Below are 21569 nucleotides of genomic sequence, written 5' to 3'. Positions count from 1 at the left end.
TACTGCTTCTTGAAGTCGTGGCTCATCACGTCTTCGCAACGGCAGGACAGCTGGACCTGGTTTGCATCGTAGAAGAAAATCAAGTTAGAGAGTTTGAGGTGGCCAGCAACGCGGCCCACACCGTAGGCGATTTCTTCTTCGAGACCGCCGTCGGAAACCAGGCAGACCACCTTGTGGTTCAGGATGTCGCCGAAACGTTCCACCATGAAGCGTTCAGCAATGGCGTTACCCAGGGCTACAGCATGACCGATGCCCAGAGGACCGCTGGAGTTTTCAATACCCAGGGCGAAGTCCACTTCCGGATGGCCGGGGGTACGGCTGTTAAGCTGGCGGAAGTTCTTCAGGTCTTCCATGTTGAGCTTACCCTGGATGGCAAGTTCGGAATAGAGAAGTGCGGACATGTGGCCCGGGTCCATGAAGAAACGGTCACGGGCTTCCCAGTTGGGATTTTCAGGATCGAAGCGGAGGAATTCTGCGAAAAGCAGGGTGATAGCGTCTGCAGCACCCATGGCTCCACCCGGATGACCGGACTTTGCCTTCTGCACCATGGCAGCGGAAAGAATTCGAACGTTGTCGGCCGCTTTAGTAACGATCGCGTCTTGCACTTTTTTACCTCTCTCTAGATAGATAGAACGATGAGCCGTTCTAAAAATTTGAGCCAAATGTAGTTTTTTTTAACCAACCCCACAAGCCAACGTGTCCAAAATCAGAGTTTCTCACGAAAACCGGTCATTTTTACTGAACAAAAAGACAGTGGTTCGTTTCCTGATTTTGGACGTTACGAGGGTAAAATCAACTTTGCACAAGATTTTTCTCCCGAAAAAAACACATATTTAAGATATGAGTATTTGGGAAAAGACGGTTCTTCTGGCAACAGCCCTTGTTGGGGCTATTTGGGCCGCGCCTGCATCCAACAGGTATTACACCGTCACCCAACCGGACGGTTCCACAATCCAGGTAAAAGACGTCGGCGACGAAAAACACCATTACAAGGTAACTTCCGACGGAAAAATCCTCGAGGACGGAGCCTTCGAGCAAATACATTTCACCCAAGACATTGACCTGTCCAGGGAATACATTCCGCAACCATTAAGGATGCCCGCCCTAAAGCCGGTTCTGAACTCCGGAGAAAAAAGAGCCCTCGTCATTCTGGTGCAGTTCAAGGACATTCAGTTCTCTGTGGAAAAACCCGAGGCCTTCTTCAGCCGTTTTCTGAACGAAGAAGACTTCCACGACTATAATAATCAAGGTAGTGTCAAGGACTATTTCACAAAAAATTCAAAGGGAGCCTTCATCCCCACTTATGACGTTGTGGGCCCTGTAACACTATCCAAGGATGCCGCTACCGGATATGGCCCCAAGTCTATCTATGGCGACGCCGGTGCCGCCGTGGCACTAATGGAAGCTCTAGACACCCTCATGAAGTGGGGTACCATCGATTTCAACAAGTACGACCAGGATGGTGATCATTATCTGGATTTCGTCCACATGATTTACGCAGGGCCCGGAGCCAGCGATTCCGGTGTCGAAACAACAATCTGGCCACACATGTGGTACATTCCCAATAGAAAGCAGGTTACCAGGACTCCGAAATATTACGTACAGCCCTACGCCTGCACCGCGGAACTAGACGGAATGGCATACACCAAGGGGAAAAAGATTCCTGCAGGCGTAGGAACATTCATTCACGAGTTTAGCCATATCCTTGGGCTAGCCGACATTTATTCCTCCGACGAAAGTCTTTTCACCCCAGGCAACTGGGACGTCATGGACCTAGGTTCCTACAACTGCTATTACAACGAATACCCTGTCTCATGTACGCCACCCAATCTTTCCGCCTTCGAAAAGATATCCCTAGGTTGGCTCAAGGCAACGGAATTAACCAAATCTGGTCCAACAAACCTTTATGGCATTGACAGCATGGCCTTGCAGGTTACCAATCCCGAGAACCGCGACGAGTTCTACCTGATGGAATACCGCAGCCCCGTTGATTTTGACATTGGACTCCCCAACCACGGCATGCTGATTTGGCACATCGACTACAACAAGAACATCTGGGATTCAGCCAAGGTGAATACACCGGAACGAATGCATGTGGACCTTATCGAAGCAGATGGAAAGGGCAGCTTTTACAACATCACCACCGATGTCTTCCCTGGCACAGGCCGCAACAAGGTCAGCCGTTTCGACAAGTTTATCATGTGGGACAAGACCGACATGGAAATCGCTCTGACCGACATCACTGAAGATAGCGGTTACAGGTTCGTATCCTTCAACGCAAGCCTGGCAAACGAAATTCTTTCTTCATCCAGCGAGGAGATTTCCTCCAGCAGCGAAACCGAGGAAAGTTCTTCCAGCGAAGAGGCAGTATCTTCTAGCAGTGAAGAACCGGAACTTTCTTCCAGCAGTGAAAGCCGAGAAAAATCGTCCAGTAGCGAAAACCTAGAAGTATCGTCCAGCAGCGAGACGGAATTACCTCCAGAGGAATCCTCAAGTAGCGACGAAAGCCAGATTCTTGTAGCCCAAAGGGCAAACAATGTCAATGTGGCCCTCCGTAAAAATACTTTGTCTGTACAGAATCTTCCCAAGGGCAACAGCAAGCTCCATCTGGTCAGCCCCAACGGCAACCTTTTAATGTCCAGGAATTTAAACGAATCCTCCGTTGAAATTCAACTGCAAGACGTCAGCCATCCTTTCATAATCCATATAACTCATCAAGGCAAGCCATTCTATACCAAGGCCATTCGATAAATAATCTTATATTTATGGAATGAAATCCTATATACTTGGACTTGTAAAGAACCTGGCACACCCCGGTACTATCATCGGGTTGATTGTTGCGCTAGCCATTCCTTTCTTGATTTATCTTGGACCGAATGTGGGGCAGAAAGATCTTATCCGTCAACTGGACTTAAGTCTTCCTCTCCCACTTTTCCTGATTCAACTTGTTGCATCAATCGTCCTTATCGTAATCCTGCGTAAGGATATCGCCAGCTGGATTCAAGGAATACTTCCCGAAAAAAGATTTTCCATTCTGGCAGTGTGTTTTGCCATTGCCGTAGCCATATTTGCAGGCACCCAGATCGAGGCCCGTCACCGCGTTCAAAGTGACGAAAGCATATTCCTGTCCCTGGCACAGAACATGTACTACAACCAGGAATCCGGAACCTGCAACCAGGGATTCTTTGAAAATGGAAAACTCAACTGCGTTGCCAAATCCAACAGTTTCAAGACCAAGGGACTGGCATTCCTTTACCTGGTAGGCATGCCCCTGCTTGGAACCGACCTTCACTGGGTTTTCAACCTTGAACTTTTGTTATTACCCCTGTCGGTTCTGCTAATGTTCCTTGCCATTGTGGCATGGACAAGACAGCCCCTGCTTGCATTCTTCGCCGCATTACTTACAGCACTTCAGCCTACGGTTCTATTCCAGTTCAGATCCATGTCCGTAGAGCCCCTTTACATTTTCCTTTCCGCCCTTTCCCTTTTGACGTTCAAGTGGGCCTACGACAGGAACACCCTGAAGCACTGGGCCTTGGCTGCACTGGTTCTTGCCTTCTTCGGCCAGACAAGACAGGAAACCGTTTTCTGCTTTGCCCCCTTTATCCTGATTGCTCTTTCCAAGATGCTGGAAACAAAGAGCGCCAAGACTCCCACCTTCTTTGTCACATTGTCCCTGTTCTCTGCACCGGTCCTTCTGACCATCAGTTACTTCCAGGGTTTTGGATTCCAGGGCGGCGAGTTTGAGGCTCATGGACACTTCCTAGAAGACCTTGCCAAGAACTGGGAAGTCATGACCAAGCCGTTAAAGGAAAACGGAGAGCTGTCCAATCCGTTCCTGACCTACTTCAATTACCTGTTTGCCATTGGTGGAATCTACCTGATTTTCAGGGCGGTATACGACATTGTTTCCAAGAAAGGCGAAGACAAGTTCCTTTACCTCAAGATTCTCGCCTTCCTCGTCCTCTATCATCTGCAGACCTATGTCATCCTGGAAAACGTCTCTGGCGATTTTAGCATCGAAATCAACCAACGATACAGCCTGGTGATGCTCCCCAGCATGGCCTTCGTGGCAGCACTTCCTGTTGCCCACCTTGTCTCGGCAACAGCCAGAAGCATGACGACGGGCCCGGCTCTGGCCAAGGTGACCTTAGCCACCGCGTTGTGCGCCGCCCTCGGTTTCACCGGTTGGACTGCCCATTACAAGGAAGACTTCAACAAGAACATCATGTACAACCGTAACCACTTGACCATCGAGGAATACGAAATCCTCAACTGGCTCAAGGAAATGCCCAAGAAGGACAGGTTGTTCATTTACGGGCGCCCCTGGCACTTTGTGGGTTACGGAATTTCTTCGATCCATTACGACCGGGCTCGCCAAATGAGTTCCGAAAACCTCCAGGCGCTTGTAGACAAGTATGAAGGCGAAGTCTACTACATCCGCGGGCTAGACTGCTGGGATAGCCAGACCTACCATAAAAAGGCTGTGGAACACAGAATACCCACAACCTGCGATGTCTTCGAAAAGGAAATGGACCTGGATGGCGTCCAGAACATCTTGATCACCAATAACTACTGGGTTCAAATTGCCAAGTTCAATGGCAGACGAAGCTACAACACCAAGAACGTCATAGCCGTAGAAACACCAAGCCTGGTAAAAGCCTCGGCGCAAGAATCCAATCTTCACGAGATTGACGAGAATACTGATGTAAACGTCATCGTAACCGACTCCGTATTGTTCAAGTACTCTCTGAACGAAACAAGCCAGGCAAGCCGAGACTGGGACTTGGTCATTACTGTGAACAACAAGATTGTCGCATCGGAAACCTATGAACAGGGCACCGCAGTGCAGGCGATTTCCGTAGACGCAATGCAGCCTGGCTACAACCAGATTCGCTTTATCGTAAGCAATAGAACTAGCCGCAAGCGAATCGCCGACGTATCCAGTTCCTACTTCAACAACGCCGGCGGAATCGTTTCCTTGTCGGACGTGGACTACGAAAGCCACAGCCAGGGCTGGGGAAAAATCCACAAGAACGAATCCATCGAAGGCAATAAGCTCACCATCGACGGCAACGTATTTACCAACGGTTTCGGCATGCACGCTCCTTCTACAACGGTCTTTAACGTCGAAGGAAAGTTCAGTGCATTCCGTACCAGCGTTGGCCTTGATGACGAATCCCTCTGCAGCGAAGGCGTTTTCGTAGAAATTGAAGGTGACGGTCAAAAGCTTGCTGCCAGCCCTGTATTCCAGAACGGTATCGTCCACACGCTGACTGCCCGCATTGAAGGCGTTCAGAAATTAACCCTGAAGTCCATTCCCAAGGCAGGAATCGACTGCAGTCACGTAGACTTTGTAAACGCTGTGCTTATCCCGTAGGTAAAGATGCTACTATCCGTAATCATCCCCGTATTCAACGAAGAAGAAATCGTCGCCAAGACCTACGAGGTTCTCGAGGACGTTCTGAAAGACGTTGAGCACGAATTGATCTTTGTGAACGACGGATCCAAGGACCGAACTCGTGAAATTGTGGAAAGTCTTTTACCAGGCAATCCCAACAACAAGATCGTAAACTTCAGCAGAAATTTTGGACATCAGGCAGCATTCAGCGCAGGCCTGGACCACGCCACAGGCGATGCCGTTGTGATTATTGATGGCGACCTGCAGGACCCTCCGGAACTCATTCACGAAATGATGGAAAAATGGCGTGAAGGTTACCAGGTTGTCTACGCTCAACGCAACAAGCGCAAGGGGGAAACCCTGTTCAAACGCTTTACCGCCTTTGCCTTCTACCGAATTATTGGTAAGCTGACCAGCATCGACATTCCTCCCGACACCGGCGACTACCGCCTTATGGACCGCTGTGTCGTAGACCAGCTGAAGAACCTTCCGGAACGAAGCAGGTTCCTTCGCGGCCTAGTCTGCTGGGTCGGCTTCAAGAAAATCGGCGTAAAGTACGACCGAGCAGAACGCACCGCAGGCACATCCAAATACCCTCTTAAAAAGATGGTCCGCCTCGCTGTAGACGGCATTACCGGATTCAGTTCCTCTCCGTTAAAGATCAGTTTCTACATGGGTGCTTTCGCAACCTTAGTCGGTTTCGGCGTTTTCATCTGGTCTATTTTGGAAAAGATTCTCTCTCCAGCAACAACCGTTCCTGGGTGGGCATCCCTGATGACTGCAATCGTATTCTTCTCTGGCGTCCAGCTGATGACCATCGGCATTCTAGGGGCATACATCGGAAGAATCTATGATGAAGTCAAGCAACGTCCGCTGTACATTGAAGACAAGAATAGCGTAAAGTTTAAAGCGTAAAGAAATATCTTTATCCTTTAACCTTTATCCTTTATCCTTTATCCTTTAACCAAAACCGAATTATATCTATGCAGAAAAAATTATTCGTAATGAGTTCCGCCAGTGGCGCAGGAAAGTCCACCTTGCAGAAGATGGTCCTTCCTGATTTTCCGGACATCAAGTATTCCATTTCCGCAACCACCCGCAAGCCTCGAACCGGCGAAGTAGACGGCGTCCATTATTTCTTCAAGACCAAGGAAGAATTCGAACAGCTGATCAAGGAAGATGGTCTTATCGAGTGGAACGAAGTCCACGGAAACTATTACGGCACACCCAAGAGTTTTGTGGAAAAGACTCTAGCCGAAGGAAACCGAGTTCTCTTTGACCTTGATGTTTTCGGCAAGGTCAACTTTGACAAGGTCTACCCCACTGCCACGGGCATCTTGATTCTTCCGCCTAGCGACGAAGAATTGGAACGCCGCCTCCGTGGTCGCGGAACCGACAGCGAAGAAGTCATTCAGCTCCGTCTCGCCAACGCCAAGAAGGAAGTTGAATTTGCCAAGACCAAGGGAAAGTACGAATACGTCATCGTCAACGATGACGTGGAAAAAGCCGCAGACGAACTGCGAGCCATCTTAAAGAAATAGCAAGTCGAAACTAATCGATCTCGACTTTGATTTCAACGCCCGGGGCCCAAGGCTTCGGGCTGTTTATTATGGGAGAAAGCAGCCGCCGTACAGGAGCAAGGTCCTGAGTCTTGATGTAAAGGCGAGCCCAACGGACGTTCTGGACAACAGGGACAAAGGCGTCCACCGGACCAAGGACCATCAACTTGGAATCAGCCCGAAGGATTGCCTCCAGACGTTTCATTGTGCTCTGGAGCAAGCCCTCGTCTCGGGAACCGCAACTGATTTCCACCAGCTTACAGAATGGCGGGTAGCAGGCGTCGCGACGGTTCTGCATTTCCTGTTGGGCAAAGCCATCAAAGTCGTGACGGATTGCAAACTGCATGACAGGCTCCGTCGGTTTCAAAGTCTGGATAAGCACATGACCCGGGCGTTCGTCTCCACCTGCACGGCCAGCGCGTCCTGCCGTCTGACTCAAGAGCTGGAACAATCTCTCGGTGGACCTGAAATCAGGAATCCCAAGGCCCGTATCGGCGCCGACCACACCAACCAGGCGAACCCCCGGAAAGTCATGGCCCTTGGCCACCATCTGGGTTCCGATAAGGATGTTATATTCGCGGTTGCGGAAGGACTCCAGAATCTTTTCGGAAGCGCCGATATTCTGCGTAGTGTCGCGGTCCATACGAATCACCTTGGCACCGGGAATCCACTGCTGGATTTCCTCTTCCAGCATCTCGATTGCGCCACCAACAAACTCGTAGGTATCTGCACCACAGCTACCACAAGGTGTGTTTACCGGATAAAGGCAACCGCAGTAATGACACATAAGAGAGCCGTACTGCTTATGGTAAACTAGAGGAATGTGGCAATGCTTACAGTACAAAGTTTCACCACATTCAGAACAGACTCGAATCTTTGAATAGCCGCGACGGTTCATCAGGACAATTGCCTGGTCTCCCCCCTCGACACAGTCGCAAAGAGCCTCTCGCAACGCAGGAGAAAGAAGTATCCCCTTCTGCTGCCGTTGCCTTGTCATATCTACAATGCTTACCGCAGGCAAGGGAGCCTGGGTCGCGCGTTCCTTCAAGTTCACAATAGTCAGGTTGTTCGCCTTGGCATTGTTGAAAGTTTCAAGACTCGGGGTCGCACTTCCAAGCACCACCAGGGCGCCGTACTTGAAGGCCAAATGATACGCCAATTCTCGGGTATGGTACCTGGGGGCAGGATCCTGCTGCTTAAAGGAGGTGTCGTGTTCCTCGTCCAGAATAACCAGGTCAAAGTCAAATGGCGCAAGGATAGCGCTGCGGGTTCCAAGAACCACACGGGCTTCCCCCTTCATAATGGAAACGTAACCTTCACGCTTCTTGGGGGCGGATAGTGCAGAATGCAGGACAACAACAGGAACCTGCAAAAAATCTTCAAAGCGCTTCAGGGTCTGGGGAGTAAGTCCAATTTCAGGAACAAGAATCAAAACCTTCTTGCCTTGGTTCAAAGCCTCGTACGCCAATTCCTGGTAAACACGGGTTTTCCCTGAACCTGTTACGCCATGTAATAGAGCGCCCCTAAAGCCATCTCCATCCAGTTTTTGTTTTAAAACATTGAGCGCGTTAGTTTGTTCCAATGTCAGTGATGGCAGGTCCGGTTTGGGAGGCAGGGCCACCGGTGCAACCGGGACATTTTGAACACCGGGCGACACGGCAAGGGCATCGAGGAACCTGTCAAAGTCGGCAGGCAGAAAAACGAACAAAGCCTTCATGGGTGTGCAAACGTAGTACCGCGCCACCCACTCCAGGTTTTCCATGTACCTTTCGCTAAAAACAAAGCCAGACTGATGAGGATAAGCCAGGCGCACATCAAAGTCAGGACGATCCTGATGAACCTTCGAAACCACTGCCAGGACAGGCTTTTTACGAGTGGCAAATTGAACCCAGACAACGCTTCCTCGGCAAAGCTTTGTTCCTACAGGCACCCCATAAGTATACACGGCAGGTGCCAAAGGCACATACACCTCGCAAAAATCCGTCAATTGGGCGGATTTTACCTTGGAATGAACCTCTTCTGGGGCCTTATTTTTTGGAATTCGTTTTGCCACGGGAACAAAGATAGTTAATAACCTAAAAAGTGCCTAAAAATTGCACTTTTATTTATTTAAAAAAAGTTTTTTAGTTAGATTATGTTATACAAGCCCCGACTCAGGAGCTTGCCTACCTATTGGAGAACTTTCTATGAGCATTTTTGATTTTGTAAAGCCGAACTGGAAAAAATCTGACCCCGCCGTCCGCGCCAAGTCTGTTGAGACCGAAGTAAACGACCAGGGAATCATCGAAGAAATTGCCAGTTCCGACTCTGATGCACAGGTTAGAACCGCAGCCGTCAAGAAATTGAACGCAATCGCCGTCCTTCAGAAGATTTCTAAGAATGACACCGACGAAAACGTACGCCGACTGGCAGCCAACCGCTACCTGGATGAAGTCGTCAAAAAGCTCAAGTCCGCAACATCCGTCTCCAACGAAGAGCTTGCCTACCTCTCCGACATCAAGGACACCCACTTTGCAGAAGACCTGTTGAAGTCCAACACCACTTGCGACGCACTTCGCAAGGAACTGGTAAAAATTTGCAACAAGCCCAGCATCCTCGCCGCCGTGGCAACCCGCGACGCAGTTGAAGAGATTGCCTTGGCCGCAGCAGAAAAGGTTACTTCCGATTCTCTCATGGCAGACATCGCCAAGAGTTCCAAGCACACCTCCGTCCGTAAGGCCGTTTCCGAAAAGATCCGTGCCAAGCGCGAAGCAGAAGACGGTGGCAAGAAGGCTGCAGCCCTCCTGGCCGGCAAGCGCGAAGCTTTGATCCAGCAGGCCCACTTCCTGGCAGCCCAGCGTGACCCCATCAGCGCCAAGCCTCAGTTTGAAGCCCTGATCAAGGAAGCCTCCGAACTGGGCATGGGTGATCTCCAGGCCACCTTGGACGAAGTATATGCAAGCTTCATCAAGTTCTATGAAGAAGCCAACGCCGATAAGATTGCCAAGGAAAAGGCCGCAGCCGAACTGGCACAAAAGGTTCAGAGCCTTGCAGCAAGCCTCGAAGAACTGGAACAGATTATCGCCGACGGCAAGATTGCCGAATGCGCAGAACGTGTAGACACCATTGTTGCCGCATGGAACGAAGGCAAGTCCGTTATGGACGCCTCCCTCGTCAAGCGTTTCAACAACGCCTTCTTCAAGGTTGAAGAAGTCAAGAAACCCGCCGTTGTAGAGACCGAGGTCCCCGAAGCCATCGACGAATCCGCTCGTCCGGAATTGCTGGAACGTCTCCAGGCTCTGGCCGACACCGACGTTAGCGAAACCACCGGCAAGCATCTCCACGCCATTGTCCGCGAATGGGAAAAGCTCCCGCTGCTGGAAGGCGAAGATCCCGTACTCCAGGCATACAACGCCCTGAGAAGCAAGCTTACCGAAAAGATTACCGCCTTTACCGAAAGCTCCAAGAAGCTGGTTGAAGAAAACTCCGAAAAGCTGAAGGCCATTATCGAAAAGGTCAAGTCCTTCGACGAAAATGAAGACTTCCGCGAACTGAACAAGAAGGTCCGCGAATGCTACAACCAGTGGAAGGAAATCGTTGGCGAACAGAAGTTCAAGTACCACGACCTGTGGCAGGAATACAAGGCCGCCACCAGCCGTTTCCAGGAAATGCAGCAGTGGGAAAACTGGCGTAACGAAAACGCCCGCGACGAACTGCTTGTAGAAATGGACGCTCTGACCAAGGAAGAAGGCAGCCAGGCTGTCCTCAACAAGCTCCGTGACCTGTCCAACCGCTGGAAGGAAATCGGTAACGTGTCCGCAGCAAAGCTCCAGGACTACCGCGACCGTTTCCAGGCCAACTACGAAAAGATCAAGGAAAACTGCTCCGCCTTCATCGAAGAGATGAATGCTGAACGCCTCAAGAACTTGGCCGACAAGGAAGCCATCTGCCAGAAGATCGAAGAACTGGTTGCCAATGCAGAAATCTTCTGGAAGGACAAGTTCAAGTCTGTACAGGAACTGCAGGAATCCTTCAAGAATATCGGTATGGTGCCTAAGGACAACGTAGCCGCCCTCAGCGAACGTTACAAGGCTGCCACCAACGCTTTCTATGCCCAGCACAAGGAAAACCTGAAGGCCGAAGACGAATCCAGAGAAGCCAACTACGAAAAGAAGGTTGCACTCTGCGTCGAAGCCGAAGCCATCAGCGAATCCAGCGACTGGAACGCAACATCCAATAAGCTGAAGCAACTTCAGGACGCCTGGAAGGCCACCGGCCCCGTACCCAAGAGCAAGTCCGACGAAATCTGGACCCGCTTCAGAACCGCTTGCGACAGCTTCTTCGAAAAGAAGCGCGCCCACTTCGAAGAAATGGACGCTACCAAGCAGAAGAATCTTGACGCAAAGTCCGCAGTTTGCGAAAAGCTTGAAGCCATGGACGCAAGCGCCCAGGGAACTCTCGACGAACTGAAGACTCTGGAAGCCGAATACAAGGCTGCAGGCATGGTCCCGAAGGAAGCAGTCGAATCCATCAGCGATCGTTTCAACTCTGTCTACAACAAGATTCTCGCCCGCCTCGCTGCCGCAGACGCAACCCTCAGCGCTACCCTGGCAGAAGTCAAGGCAAAGAAACTCGAAATGATCGAAAAGGTCAAGCAGTTTGCAGACAGCGCAGGCTCCAACCAGTTGGCAGATGCCGTCCGCGAAACCCAGAAGGAATGGCGCGAAATCGGTTCCTGCGGTGCAGAAGACCAGGATCTCTACAAGACCTTCCGTGAAGCCTGCGATGACTTCTTTACCCGTCGTCGCGACCAGCTCGACATTCAGGAACAGGCTCGCCAGAACAACCTCCAGAAGAAGTTGCTCCTTTGCGAACAGGCCGAAGACCTGCTCACCGACCTGAGTGAAGCTACTGTTGCCGCCTCCATGAACAAGGTGAAGCACCTGCGTCGCCTCTGGAAGGAAGTAGGCGCTGTTCCTCGCGAACATTCCGAAAAGACTTGGAACCGCTTCAACACCGCTTGCGACAAGGTATTTGCCTTCGGTCGCAAGGATGAGCCCAAGGCAGAAGAAACCGAAGCCAAGGCTGAAGGCGAAGCTCCTGCAACAGAGGCCTAGCGGCACAGCTCATCTCGGCATTACCGAGATGACACCCTGAAGAACTTAAGGACGGCAGCGATGCCGTCCTTTTTTGTTGCAATAGCACGATGCTTTTTCTAACTTTGAGCCATCATGAAATTTCCTCCTTGGACATCCGTTGAAGAAGCCGCCCGTCTGCTTGCAGAGGGGCGGGTTGTGGGCATCCCCACCGAGACCGTCTACGGTCTTGCAGGAAACGCATACGAGCCCAAGGCCCTGGCGCAGATTTTCGCCATCAAGGAACGTCCTACCTTCGATCCCCTGATTGTGCACATCTGCCATATCGACCAGCTGAAGGACGTTGCCCAGGATATTCCCGAGGCAGCCTACAAGCTGGCAGAAGCCTACTGGCCGGGCCCCATGACAATGATCCTTCCCAAGAAGGACTGCATTCCCGATCTTTGTACCAGCGGCCTGCCCTCTGTGGCGGTTCGTTTCCCGGCACATCCCGTGGCCCAGGAAATCATTCGCAAGGCAGGAATTCCTCTGGCAGCCCCCAGCGCAAACCTCTTTAAGCACGTAAGCCCCACGACAGCCCAACATGTGGCAGACCAGCTGGCAGACCGCGGAATCGCCGGCATCGTAGATGGCGGCAGCTGTGACGTAGGCGTTGAAAGCACCATCGTCTCCCTGGTTGGAGAGCCCACGGTGCTGCGACCCGGCGCAATCACGCCCGAGATGATCGAGAAGGTTCTAGGCAAGGTCGCCATCAAGGAGTCTACCTCCAAGCCGGGCCAGGCCATGGCGGCCCCCGGGCAGTGCGACACCCACTACCGCCCCACGGTTCCTCTGTACTACGGTGAAGTTCCCGCCGGCACCGCTCTGCCTAAGCGCACTGTCCGCATCGCCTTCGGCGATCAGCCCGGCGCCATTCCCGCCACACTGAACCTGTCCGAAAAGGGCGACATGCTCGAAGCCACCGCAAAGCTTTACGCCTACATGCACGACCTGGACCTGCCGGAATACGACTTGATTCTGGTAGACCCCATTCCAAACAAGGGCGTGGGCATGGCGTTAAACGACCGTCTAAAGCGAGCAAGCATCAAGGTGCTGCCGTAACTTAAAAGGGTGCCTCACGGCACCTTTTTTGCAATCCTTAAAAACGCCCTAGCCTACAATAAGCATAGCGTTCATCTCTACGATTTCTACAGCGGAAACAGCGGGTAGTTTTCCTTGGTGTAATTGCGGGTATAGGCGTTAAAATGCCACCACTCGGAATTTAGCGTTACCCAGCCGGCGCGTTTCATTATACTGCGGAGCTTGTTGCGATTATCCACCTGCTGTTGCGTAAGGCGGCCGCTCTTAAGAGCGTCGGCCTCGCCCACTTCTCCCGCACAACGTTCAAAGGAATCGAAGTCGGTTCCCATATCAAGCAGCTCGCCGTTCTCGTCCGTAAGGCTAAGGTCCAGAGCGAGGCCGTAGTTGTGGAGCCCGCCCGTCTTGCCCGAAGAAACATAATTGCTGTAGGGCGTACCCACAACCGCCGCCTTCAATGCACCCTGAGCGTACATGGGTCGAGCCGCATCAAAAATCACCAGCTGTGCGCCAGGCATTTCCGATTCTATAATCTTAAGCGCCCTGCGCAATTTGGCCAATCCATCTTTATGCAAGAACGCCCGCTGAACACCGCAATACAGGTCATGGCCCGTTACGTTATTAAAAGTACCATAACGAAGGTCCATGCGGATTCCCTTCATGTTGGTAATCTCCACAAGACTGGTATCCGACTTGGCGTATTCCAGCCACTGCTTTACGGAAGAGCAATATCGCAAGGGCTTTGCAGGTTTCTTAGGCTCAAAGGGAACCTCCGTAGGGTGTGCCACCGCAAGCCCGACAAGCACAAATGCCGTAAGCAGAAAGCTTTTAAACATCATAACATGTGGCCCTTAAGCAAAGTGTTGCAATTTACAGGTAACATTCATCGTTTTGGATCCTATCGGGGCAAAGCCCCTCCAGGATGACGTTTCATATTCTTTTGTTTGGTCGCACCAGGATGACGTTCCATATTCTTTTGTTTGGTCGCACCAGGATGACGTTCCATATTCTTTCGTTTGGTCGCACCAGGATGACGAGTCTTGTTGTTTCTCTCGGTCATTCCAGGAGCTATCCAACTCCTTTTGACCGCATTTCATTTCTAACTAGATTCCCAGCTGGACTTCTACACCGAACTGTACGTACAGACCCATACCCTTGGCAAGGAAGGGAACCAGGTCATAGCCATCCACAGAACTTTCGTTCTTGTCGCGAGTTACCCAGGAACGTTCACGTTCGTTATCGGAACCCAGGAACTTAAGGGCGGAAACATCGAGATTAGCAAAGATGTTATCCACTTCCACGTAGAAGCGGGCACTCTGGAAGAAGCTCTTCTTGCCGACAAGGTCAAGATTCACGCGGACATCGGTGCGGAACATATCCGTGAACTCATGATAATCCTTAAGGCGGCGGGTTCCGTTGCCGCGTTCAAAGTCTCCGTTTTCATCCACCAATGTGTAAGAGGGATTGATCTTGTAGTAATACAGCGGTCGATTCAATGCAGCATGATGGGTTACAATCACAGAAACGATGGAGTCGTTACGGGGATAGTAGCGGAAGTGAGAAAGAATGTCGAAGCGGGAGTTGGCTTCCCACGGCAGGGAGCTTCCGCCATCCAGTTCGTACTCACCATAGACAGAGCTTACGTTTGTCGCCATGGAGAAATGGTGGGAAGTCTTGAATTCCACGGTACCCGATGCACCGGTAACCCAGGCAAAGTCCACAGGAGTCACGTCCTTGTACTGCGCATAAGCCTTGGGCATGGGAAGCAGAGGATCGTTGTAGTAACGTCCAAAGCCGGAAACCTGGCCAACGAGATACTTGGAATTATATCCAACGCCAACCTTGAGCGAGGCTCCGGATTCCAGACGGCCCTTCAAGTCGCCATCGTCATAGCAAGGTTTCCAGTCGCTACGGTAGGCGGTATTCATAAACAGGCGCCAGTAGGCAGTGTCTACCTTGGACAGATTCTGTTCGTAGTCGAAGGAAGCCGTAGGAGCGGCATCATGTTCAGACCAGTCAGCCACAGCACCCACAGAAAGAATCTTCTGGGAATAATCGCTCTTCCAGTTCAAACGGCCTGCACCAGAAAGCACTCCGGTCTGGTAATCCTGGGACTGGGTATCACCGAAGTCCGGGTAACCGCGTTCCACGATGTGATGTTCATAAAGAACAGCGCCACTCAGTTTAGAACCCAGGATATCACCGGTAAAGTTCTTGTCCAAACCGCCACTGATTGTGGTGTGGGTCTGTTCGTAACCGTCGATAAAGGTCGCCGCTTCCTTGGAATTGGATGTGCTGCGGAAGCCCGTGGTATCACGCAAAGTATCGCTCAAGTATTCGCGAACGATACCGGCATGGCCACTTGTACCAAAGCGGGAAACGTACTCGGCGCCAATCACCAGGTAGGTCTGTTCCCCTTCGATGATATCGATGGAGTTTGTCTGGTCCACAGAAGTGGAGGTATCCTGGCTAATGCGGTATTCGTCGGAACTATAGAGTGTGCGAAGCGCCCAGGTATTGCCGTTGCTATCGGCGCCATTGAATTGCGCATACACGTCAAAGGCTTCCAGGTCAAAGGGATCAGAGGACTTTACGTTACAGCTTTCACCGCATTCCTTGCTACGCTTCTTGAACTCGGTAAAGAACTTTTCGCCAAGGTTCTTTAACATTTCACCATCCTGACGACGGAAGGCAAAGCGGAAGCTATCCCAGAACAGCCAGGGAGCATCTACCACCACTTCCTGCATGGTAATGCCCGCAGAGCCTCTCAAGCCCCAATCGCCCTTGGTCTGTTCAGGAATGTACTGGACAGAAGTTGCAAGACCCTGACCAATAGGGCCTTCGCCATAGTGATCGTGGATTTCGATTCCGCTCAAGATGTGAGGATTGACTACGGACAGGTTTCCCGGGAAGCCCACATCGAGGTGGCGCATATTGGGAATTCGAAGGCGACCAAGGTGGTAGGCCACGTCACCTGCACGGGATCCATCATAGTAAAGAGCACTGCTAAAGTCCTTCTGGCCGGAAATACCCGGCATCTGGCTCAAATGTTCCGTTACGTCAAAGCGCATGCCAGCAGCATCTTCCAGCTTGTCCAGGTTCACCTTGCGTTCCACTGTCCACTGGGCCTTTTCTGCTTCGCCACCGATAATGGTACTTGCACCCAGGTTGCGGACGTTGGTAGAAAGAGTCACCACCATGTCGTACAGGTCTGCAAAGTCCTGAAGTTCCACCAATACGCTGTCAAAGCCATCCTTCTTAAAAATCAGGGAGGCGTTCTTGGAATCAACGGTCAGTTCGTATCGACCGTCAGAGTTGGTTTCACCAAGAACCTTACCCGAGGCATAGGTAATCGAAACACCCTTAATGGGCAAATCAGATTCAGCTTCAAGGACCACACCCATGATCGTTGCAGGGGTAGCAGCAAAAACAAAGCCTACAGTAACAAGAATCAGCAATAGCAGAGAACGAAACTTCATAGCACATAAATTAGAATAATTTTATATTTCGAGCCACTATGCTAGACGTAATCCTGGTGCAAATGAATTCTACCCTCGGCGATAAGCAAACAAATTTCGCCAAGGTTCGTTCTCTATTAGGCAATGTTCGCCCCGGTGGGATGATCATTCTTCCCGAGACATTTGCCACAGGTTACCTGCCCAAGAATCCCGCGGAATATGCGGAGGATTTCAGCAGCAGTGATCTAGGCGAAACCGCAAAATTCCTCAGCGACCTGGCCAACGAAACAGGCTGTACCGTAATAGGTGCAGGAATTGCCTTGAACAGCGACGGCAGACTGCGTAACCATTCCAGTGTATATGTGCCTGGTTGCAATACGGAAATTGCCTGCTATGACAAAGTCCATCCCTTCTTTCCGGAGTTAAAGGAATTCAACTCGGGAATAGATGTTAGTTTATTCAAAATAGCTTCTACACCCAGCAGCGAACCCAATAACGACGGGGCTTGCAGCCATTGGCCTGTAGGTTCCGCAATCTGCTATGACCTGAGATTCCCAGAGCTGTTCCGTGAAATCACAAAGAAGGGTGCCCGCCTAATTACAGTACAGGCAGCCTGGCCCGCAGTAAGAATAGAGCACTGGATTACTTTGTTAAAAGCAAGGGCCATCGAGAACCAAGTTTACATTGCGGCTGTCAATGGTGTTTCCACCCAGGAAAACGCAATCGGCGGCATTCCGCTGGGCGGCACCTCCCTGGTCATTTCCCCATTGGGCGAAATCCTCGCATCGGGAAATTCCACAGACGAAAGTGTGATAAAATGCACAATTTATTCAAAATCACAGGAAGAATACCGCAAGAATTTCCCCGTCTTAAACGGAATAGTCTAGAAAAGAATGATACAGGTCACAGTAGCTTTTTTCGCACATTCTCTGCAACTCCGTGACAATCAACACATTAGAATCAATTCTTTGATTTCGTAACATTTTCGGCAACTTTTTTGACTTTCAAATGTCAAAAAATAAATGTACTTTTCTCTACGTTAACGGAAATAAACACTCTGGTACGTGAGGTTAGTCATGTCTAAAGAAAGCAAGCTCCAATACGCCAAAGCTCTGATCAAGGCTGGAGTCACTCGTGATTTCGTAATCAAGATCACGTCTATTTCCGACTATCAGTACTCCCAGATCCAGCGAGAACTCGCTGCCTAAGGAATTGCGCATTGCGCCTTGTCGTAGTCATTCCCGCACAGCCTGCCACTCAAAACGAGGAACGGCAGGCTGTGCTTTTTTCTTGCCATAAAGACGGGAGCCTTCTGCTGGAAGGGAAAGATGGGAAAAAGCCCGCACGATTTTTCCTGAAGCCCACAGACAATTTCCCCTGGAGCAGCTTTATACAAAAGATGCTCGTGGCATGGCAGCTGGGCGACTATCAGGACCTGCCCAACGAATTCAAGCCTCAAAAAAGAATTCCCCAGTTCGTTCTAGACGGACTACTAGCAGAACCTCAGGAAATACAGTTGAAAATTCTTGCCACCCTGAGGCAGCAAGGCTACTTCTCTCCTCTCCGCAGTGCAAAATAAAAAGTCGAGGCTTCCGCTATAAAATCAGCATGCCGTCGCCATAGCTAAACAGCTTTAGACGATTTTCCACAGCCATCTTGTAGGCGGCCAAGGTATTCTCACGGCCGTAGAATGCAGACACAAGAAGAATGAGGGAACTTTTAGGCCAATGGAAATTGGTCAGCAGGCCATCAATGATCTTGTAGCGATAACCCGGATAGAAGAAGGCATGTGTCACACCGCTTTGGGCACGAACAACGCCGTTATCGTCGGCAATAGTTTCCACCACACGGGTACTGGTGGTACCAACAGTGATAACGCGGCCGCCGGCAGCCTTTGCCTGGTTTATGATGTCAGCATTTTCCTGAGTCAATTCGTAATGCTCCCCGTGCATCTTATGCTGGGTAAAATCTTCCACAGAAATGTTCTGGAAGGTGCCTGGCCCCACATGAAGCGTTACCTCGGCAACCTTGACACCCTTTGCCTTCAAGGCGTCAAGCATTTCCTCGCTAAAGTGAAGACTTGCTGTAGGAGCAGCCACCGCGCCGGAATACTTGGCAAAGATGGTCTGGTAAGCCTTCTTGTCTTCTTCGTCATCAGGGCGGTTGATGTAGGGCGGCAGCGGCACATGTCCCTGAGCATTCATCACTGCCTCAAGTTCAATGGGAGTCACCGCAAAACGCAGCACACGGGAACCATCTTCGTTAATGGACTCCACCGTAGTCTTGACACCAGCGATCATTAACTCACGGCCAACCTTGAAGGCCTTACCCGGACGGACCTGGGCTTCGTAGCGGGCTTCACCGGAGGGAGCCGGAATCAGCGCCTGAACAAGAAGGGTTTCCACTTCGCCATCGTGCATGGTCTTTCCATACAGGCGAGCAGGAATCACTTTTGTGTTATTGACCACCAGACAGTCGCCGGCCTTGAAAAGGTCAACGATTTCGGATGCCTTCATGATGTGGCGTTCACCGCCATCCTTAGGGCAATGTAAAATGCGGGTTTTGCCCTTCCCTGCTGTACGACTAGCAATCAGTTCCGGAGGAAATTCAAAACTATAATCAGAAAGATTGTGTTCCATCTCGCCAAATCCTAGCCATCAATTTCAGCCAAGGCCTTCATCAGGGACTCCTTGACGGAAGCCTTGAGAGACGCAGGCTTAAGAATACATACGTCAGAAGAAACGCCCATGAGCCAGGTGATAAAATCCGGAGTTATTCGGATTTTCATGTCAACCACCATGTTCTTGTTCTTGTCGTAGCGCTTTGTAATTTCAGGATTGAAATGAGCATGTTCGAACTGGGTCTGAAGCCACTTTGAACTAGCCTTGATTTCAAGGGAGACATCTTCTACAGGGCCGTTGCCTGTATACTTTCCAAAGGTGTACTTGTAGTGAACCTTGGCGTCAAAGGCAGGCTTTATAAAGGACACGTTAGTCAACTGAATGCTGTCAATGTTTTCAAACAGGAAGTTCTTGAAAATCTGAGTCTGTTCAAAGTCATCTTCGATGGCGATCAGGTACAGGGTATCCATGCGCATAATGACCTTGATGGGAGAAACTTCCTTGGTTTCGGGAGCTTCGCTTGTTGAAGAATGCTTGTAGTGCATCTTGATCTTGAAGCCCTCGTGAATAGCCTTCAAAACCTTATTTACCATGGTGTCCTGAAGCTTATTGTCGCTGAAAGGACCATAATCAAGAATAAAGTCCGGGTCCGTCGTAATGGCCTCGGGTTTGAAATCCTCGGGATTGGTGGTCTGCATGGCTTCGATAACCTTATCCAGAAGTTTGGAGCTCTTGATGTCAGAAGCTTCCGTTGCAGACAGGGTGCGTTTTACCCTTTCAAGCTGCTTGACAATACCTTGATTGAAGCTCACCTCTGCGTCGGTCTGGATGCAGTAGTAAGTTTCACCACCTTCCTTGAAACGACGCAATCCGCAGTTTTCTTCGGCCAAAACCTGAAGATGACGGAATATGGTGCGAGGACCACAGCCCAGTGCTGCTGCCAACTGGGGTACAGTCATCTTTGATTTCAGCTTACTTTTCATGATGCTGATTTTTTCGTATCCAGAAGCCATGGTAATACTCCTTTAAATCAATCTCAAACGGTTTTCAATGGCTGGAGATCTAACGCACTTTACAGCAGTCAGCAAAGCCACTTGTTTTTGCAAGGCTGAACGGACAGAGCCTTCCAAAAGGAATTTTTTACGAGTGTAAGCCACGCGAATCAATGCACCGTGCAGCAAGTTGTTCTTGGAAAGTTCCATTTCCAGAAGTCGACATTGACGGATCGATTCTGCAGAATCTTCCGGTTCAACACTAACCAAGAACGACAAATCCAAAATACCCGGGATTTCGGCGATGCGGTTTTCCAGTTCCTTGTTGTAGCTGGATTCACTACAGCTAGCCTTGACCGTTACCTTTCCAAAGGAAACGTCCACAGAATAATCATAATAGCGACAACTTGAGGTTTCAAACAGGCCAAGAATGGCTTTTTCTATCTGGGCATCCGTTGCATAGGTGTCAGACTGAATCCTCACATTATCCACACAGCCGCGAACCTGAGGAAGACCATTGACACAAGCCTTCAAAGCACGCTTAATCAATAGGTTTCGAGCAAGTCCATTGAGATAGACAATTCCCTGCCCCACTTCCACATTGACCTTGGTCATTTCCTTCGGGAACAACTGCATCAGTTTCCCACGGACTACAGCCAGGAGTTTGTCATTTGAAAGATTCTGATGGCTTCCAGGAAGCGTTATGAACACAAGGGTTCTGTCTTTGAGCCAAACCGCAAGCTTGTCCTTTTCACCATCATTGACGAGGCCCACAGCTATTCCAAACTGGTCTCGAATGGCATGATAAACATAATCACCCAACAAGGTGTGAGCGCTTTGGGCCGGGAGCAGACGATAGCCTTCGGGGGATTCTTCGTTCTCTATGGATACCTTGGGGCACTCCACCTTCTGGTAGGTTCCACCATCGTAGCTGATTTCCACGATTTCCTTTTCGGGACCGTTAAAGACACTCTTTACCAAGCCTGGCTTGGGAGTTCCCTTGAAGTAAACCCAATTGCCTGGTACAATGCGGTTATGGCCGTAAATCTTGGCGTAATCCCGATTCACCTGATCTGGTCTGCAGAAATTGAACTCGTGGGAAAACGCAATGAACAAAGTTTGGCAGCGGTCACAGCAACACAGAAGCGGGATGTGGGAATCCATTCCCCCGTAGGTTGAATAATTCTCTCGGGCAAATATGCCGTGCTCCCTTACCTTCTGGCAACGGCGGCAGAAAAGCCTTTGAGTGTACAACCTATGAGGAAAAAGAGCACGCATTGATTTGACGAGAAAACTAGCCCATCAGCGGGAGGGCTACGTCGATACGGCGGAGTGTTTCTTCCTTACCGATGATTTCGAACATTTCCCACAGGCCAGGACCAGCGG

General features: G+C 50.5%; 16 protein-coding genes. 8 read left to right on the top strand and 8 right to left on the bottom strand.

Annotated features, from left to right (window positions below):
- On the bottom strand, positions 1-605 hold a 605-nt coding region (locus tag MJZ26_11915), incomplete at its 3' end, for a transketolase (GenBank protein ID MCQ2106483.1).
- Positions 606-840: 235 nt separating this feature from the next.
- Here MJZ26_11915 and MJZ26_11910 point away from each other — a divergent pair.
- The 4 genes from MJZ26_11910 to gmk all read left to right on the top strand — a co-directional run bounded on the left by MJZ26_11910 (position 841) and on the right by gmk (position 6942).
- On the top strand, positions 841-2751 hold the full coding sequence (locus tag MJZ26_11910; GenBank protein ID MCQ2106482.1) for a M6 family metalloprotease domain-containing protein: 1911 nt from the start codon (positions 841-843) through the stop codon (positions 2749-2751).
- 19 nt (positions 2752-2770) lie between these two features.
- Positions 2771-5380, top strand: coding sequence for an NPCBM/NEW2 domain-containing protein (locus tag MJZ26_11905; protein MCQ2106481.1), 2610 nt, complete (start codon positions 2771-2773; stop codon positions 5378-5380).
- A gap of 6 nt (positions 5381-5386) precedes the next feature.
- Positions 5387-6316, top strand: coding sequence for a glycosyltransferase family 2 protein (locus MJZ26_11900; protein ID MCQ2106480.1), 930 nt, complete (start codon positions 5387-5389; stop codon positions 6314-6316).
- A gap of 68 nt (positions 6317-6384) precedes the next feature.
- Entirely contained in the window at positions 6385-6942 is a 558-nt protein-coding gene (gene gmk, locus MJZ26_11895; protein ID MCQ2106479.1) for a guanylate kinase, read from the top strand.
- 10 nt (positions 6943-6952) lie between these two features.
- Here gmk and priA read toward each other — a convergent pair whose 3' ends face one another.
- Positions 6953-8923, bottom strand: a complete 1971-nt coding sequence (gene priA / locus MJZ26_11890) for a primosomal protein N' (GenBank protein MCQ2106478.1) — start codon at positions 8921-8923, stop codon at positions 6953-6955.
- Positions 8924-9146: 223 nt separating this feature from the next.
- Here priA and MJZ26_11885 point away from each other — a divergent pair, with 223 nt between their 5' ends.
- Both MJZ26_11885 and MJZ26_11880 read left to right on the top strand, forming a co-directional pair.
- Complete coding sequence (locus tag MJZ26_11885; protein MCQ2106477.1) at positions 9147-12056, top strand: DUF349 domain-containing protein; 2910 nt, start codon at positions 9147-9149, stop codon at positions 12054-12056.
- Between the two features lie 114 nt (positions 12057-12170).
- Positions 12171-13136 (top strand): threonylcarbamoyl-AMP synthase, encoded by a 966-nt coding sequence (locus tag MJZ26_11880; protein MCQ2106476.1) that lies wholly within the window; start codon positions 12171-12173, stop codon positions 13134-13136.
- An 86-nt stretch (positions 13137-13222) separates the two neighbouring features.
- On the opposite strand, the gene MJZ26_11875 is transcribed toward MJZ26_11880, so the two are convergent.
- Together MJZ26_11875 and MJZ26_11870 are read right to left on the bottom strand one after the other, a co-directional pair.
- The gene (locus MJZ26_11875) at positions 13223-13951 is read right to left on the bottom strand and encodes a peptidase M15 (protein ID MCQ2106475.1); all 729 of its coding nucleotides are present in this window, start codon (positions 13949-13951) and stop codon (positions 13223-13225) included.
- Positions 13952-14215: 264 nt separating this feature from the next.
- The gene (locus tag MJZ26_11870; protein ID MCQ2106474.1) at positions 14216-16591 is read right to left on the bottom strand and encodes a carboxypeptidase-like regulatory domain-containing protein; all 2376 of its coding nucleotides are present in this window, start codon (positions 16589-16591) and stop codon (positions 14216-14218) included.
- A 38-nt stretch (positions 16592-16629) separates the two neighbouring features.
- Between MJZ26_11870 and MJZ26_11865 the strand changes: the two genes are divergently transcribed.
- Both MJZ26_11865 and MJZ26_11860 read left to right on the top strand, forming a co-directional pair.
- A complete protein-coding gene (locus MJZ26_11865) occupies positions 16630-17457 on the top strand; it encodes a nitrilase (GenBank protein ID MCQ2106473.1) in 828 nt (275 codons plus the stop codon).
- A 332-nt stretch (positions 17458-17789) separates the two neighbouring features.
- Positions 17790-18149: a hypothetical protein gene (locus MJZ26_11860; protein MCQ2106472.1), complete on the top strand. Its 360-nt coding sequence runs from the start codon at positions 17790-17792 to the stop codon at positions 18147-18149.
- A gap of 16 nt (positions 18150-18165) precedes the next feature.
- On the opposite strand, the gene queA is transcribed toward MJZ26_11860, so the two are convergent.
- From queA to MJZ26_11840, 4 genes are all read right to left on the bottom strand, one after another.
- Positions 18166-19209 (bottom strand): tRNA preQ1(34) S-adenosylmethionine ribosyltransferase-isomerase QueA, encoded by a 1044-nt coding sequence (gene queA / locus MJZ26_11855; GenBank protein ID MCQ2106471.1) that lies wholly within the window; start codon positions 19207-19209, stop codon positions 18166-18168.
- Positions 19210-19220: 11 nt separating this feature from the next.
- A complete protein-coding gene (locus tag MJZ26_11850; protein ID MCQ2106470.1) occupies positions 19221-20204 on the bottom strand; it encodes a WYL domain-containing protein in 984 nt (327 codons plus the stop codon).
- Positions 20205-20216: 12 nt separating this feature from the next.
- Positions 20217-21347: a BON domain-containing protein gene (locus MJZ26_11845; GenBank protein ID MCQ2106469.1), complete on the bottom strand. Its 1131-nt coding sequence runs from the start codon at positions 21345-21347 to the stop codon at positions 20217-20219.
- A gap of 130 nt (positions 21348-21477) precedes the next feature.
- Positions 21478-21546: a hypothetical protein gene (locus MJZ26_11840; protein MCQ2106468.1), complete on the bottom strand. Its 69-nt coding sequence runs from the start codon at positions 21544-21546 to the stop codon at positions 21478-21480.
- Positions 21547-21569 lie beyond the last annotated feature (23 nt).

It is taken from the genome of Fibrobacter sp., from assembly GCA_024398965.1.
Taxonomy (GTDB): Bacteria; Fibrobacterota; Fibrobacteria; order Fibrobacterales; family Fibrobacteraceae; genus Fibrobacter.
Note: the sequence above shows the minus strand (reverse complement) of the source record. Positions and strands in the feature narration are given on the sequence as shown.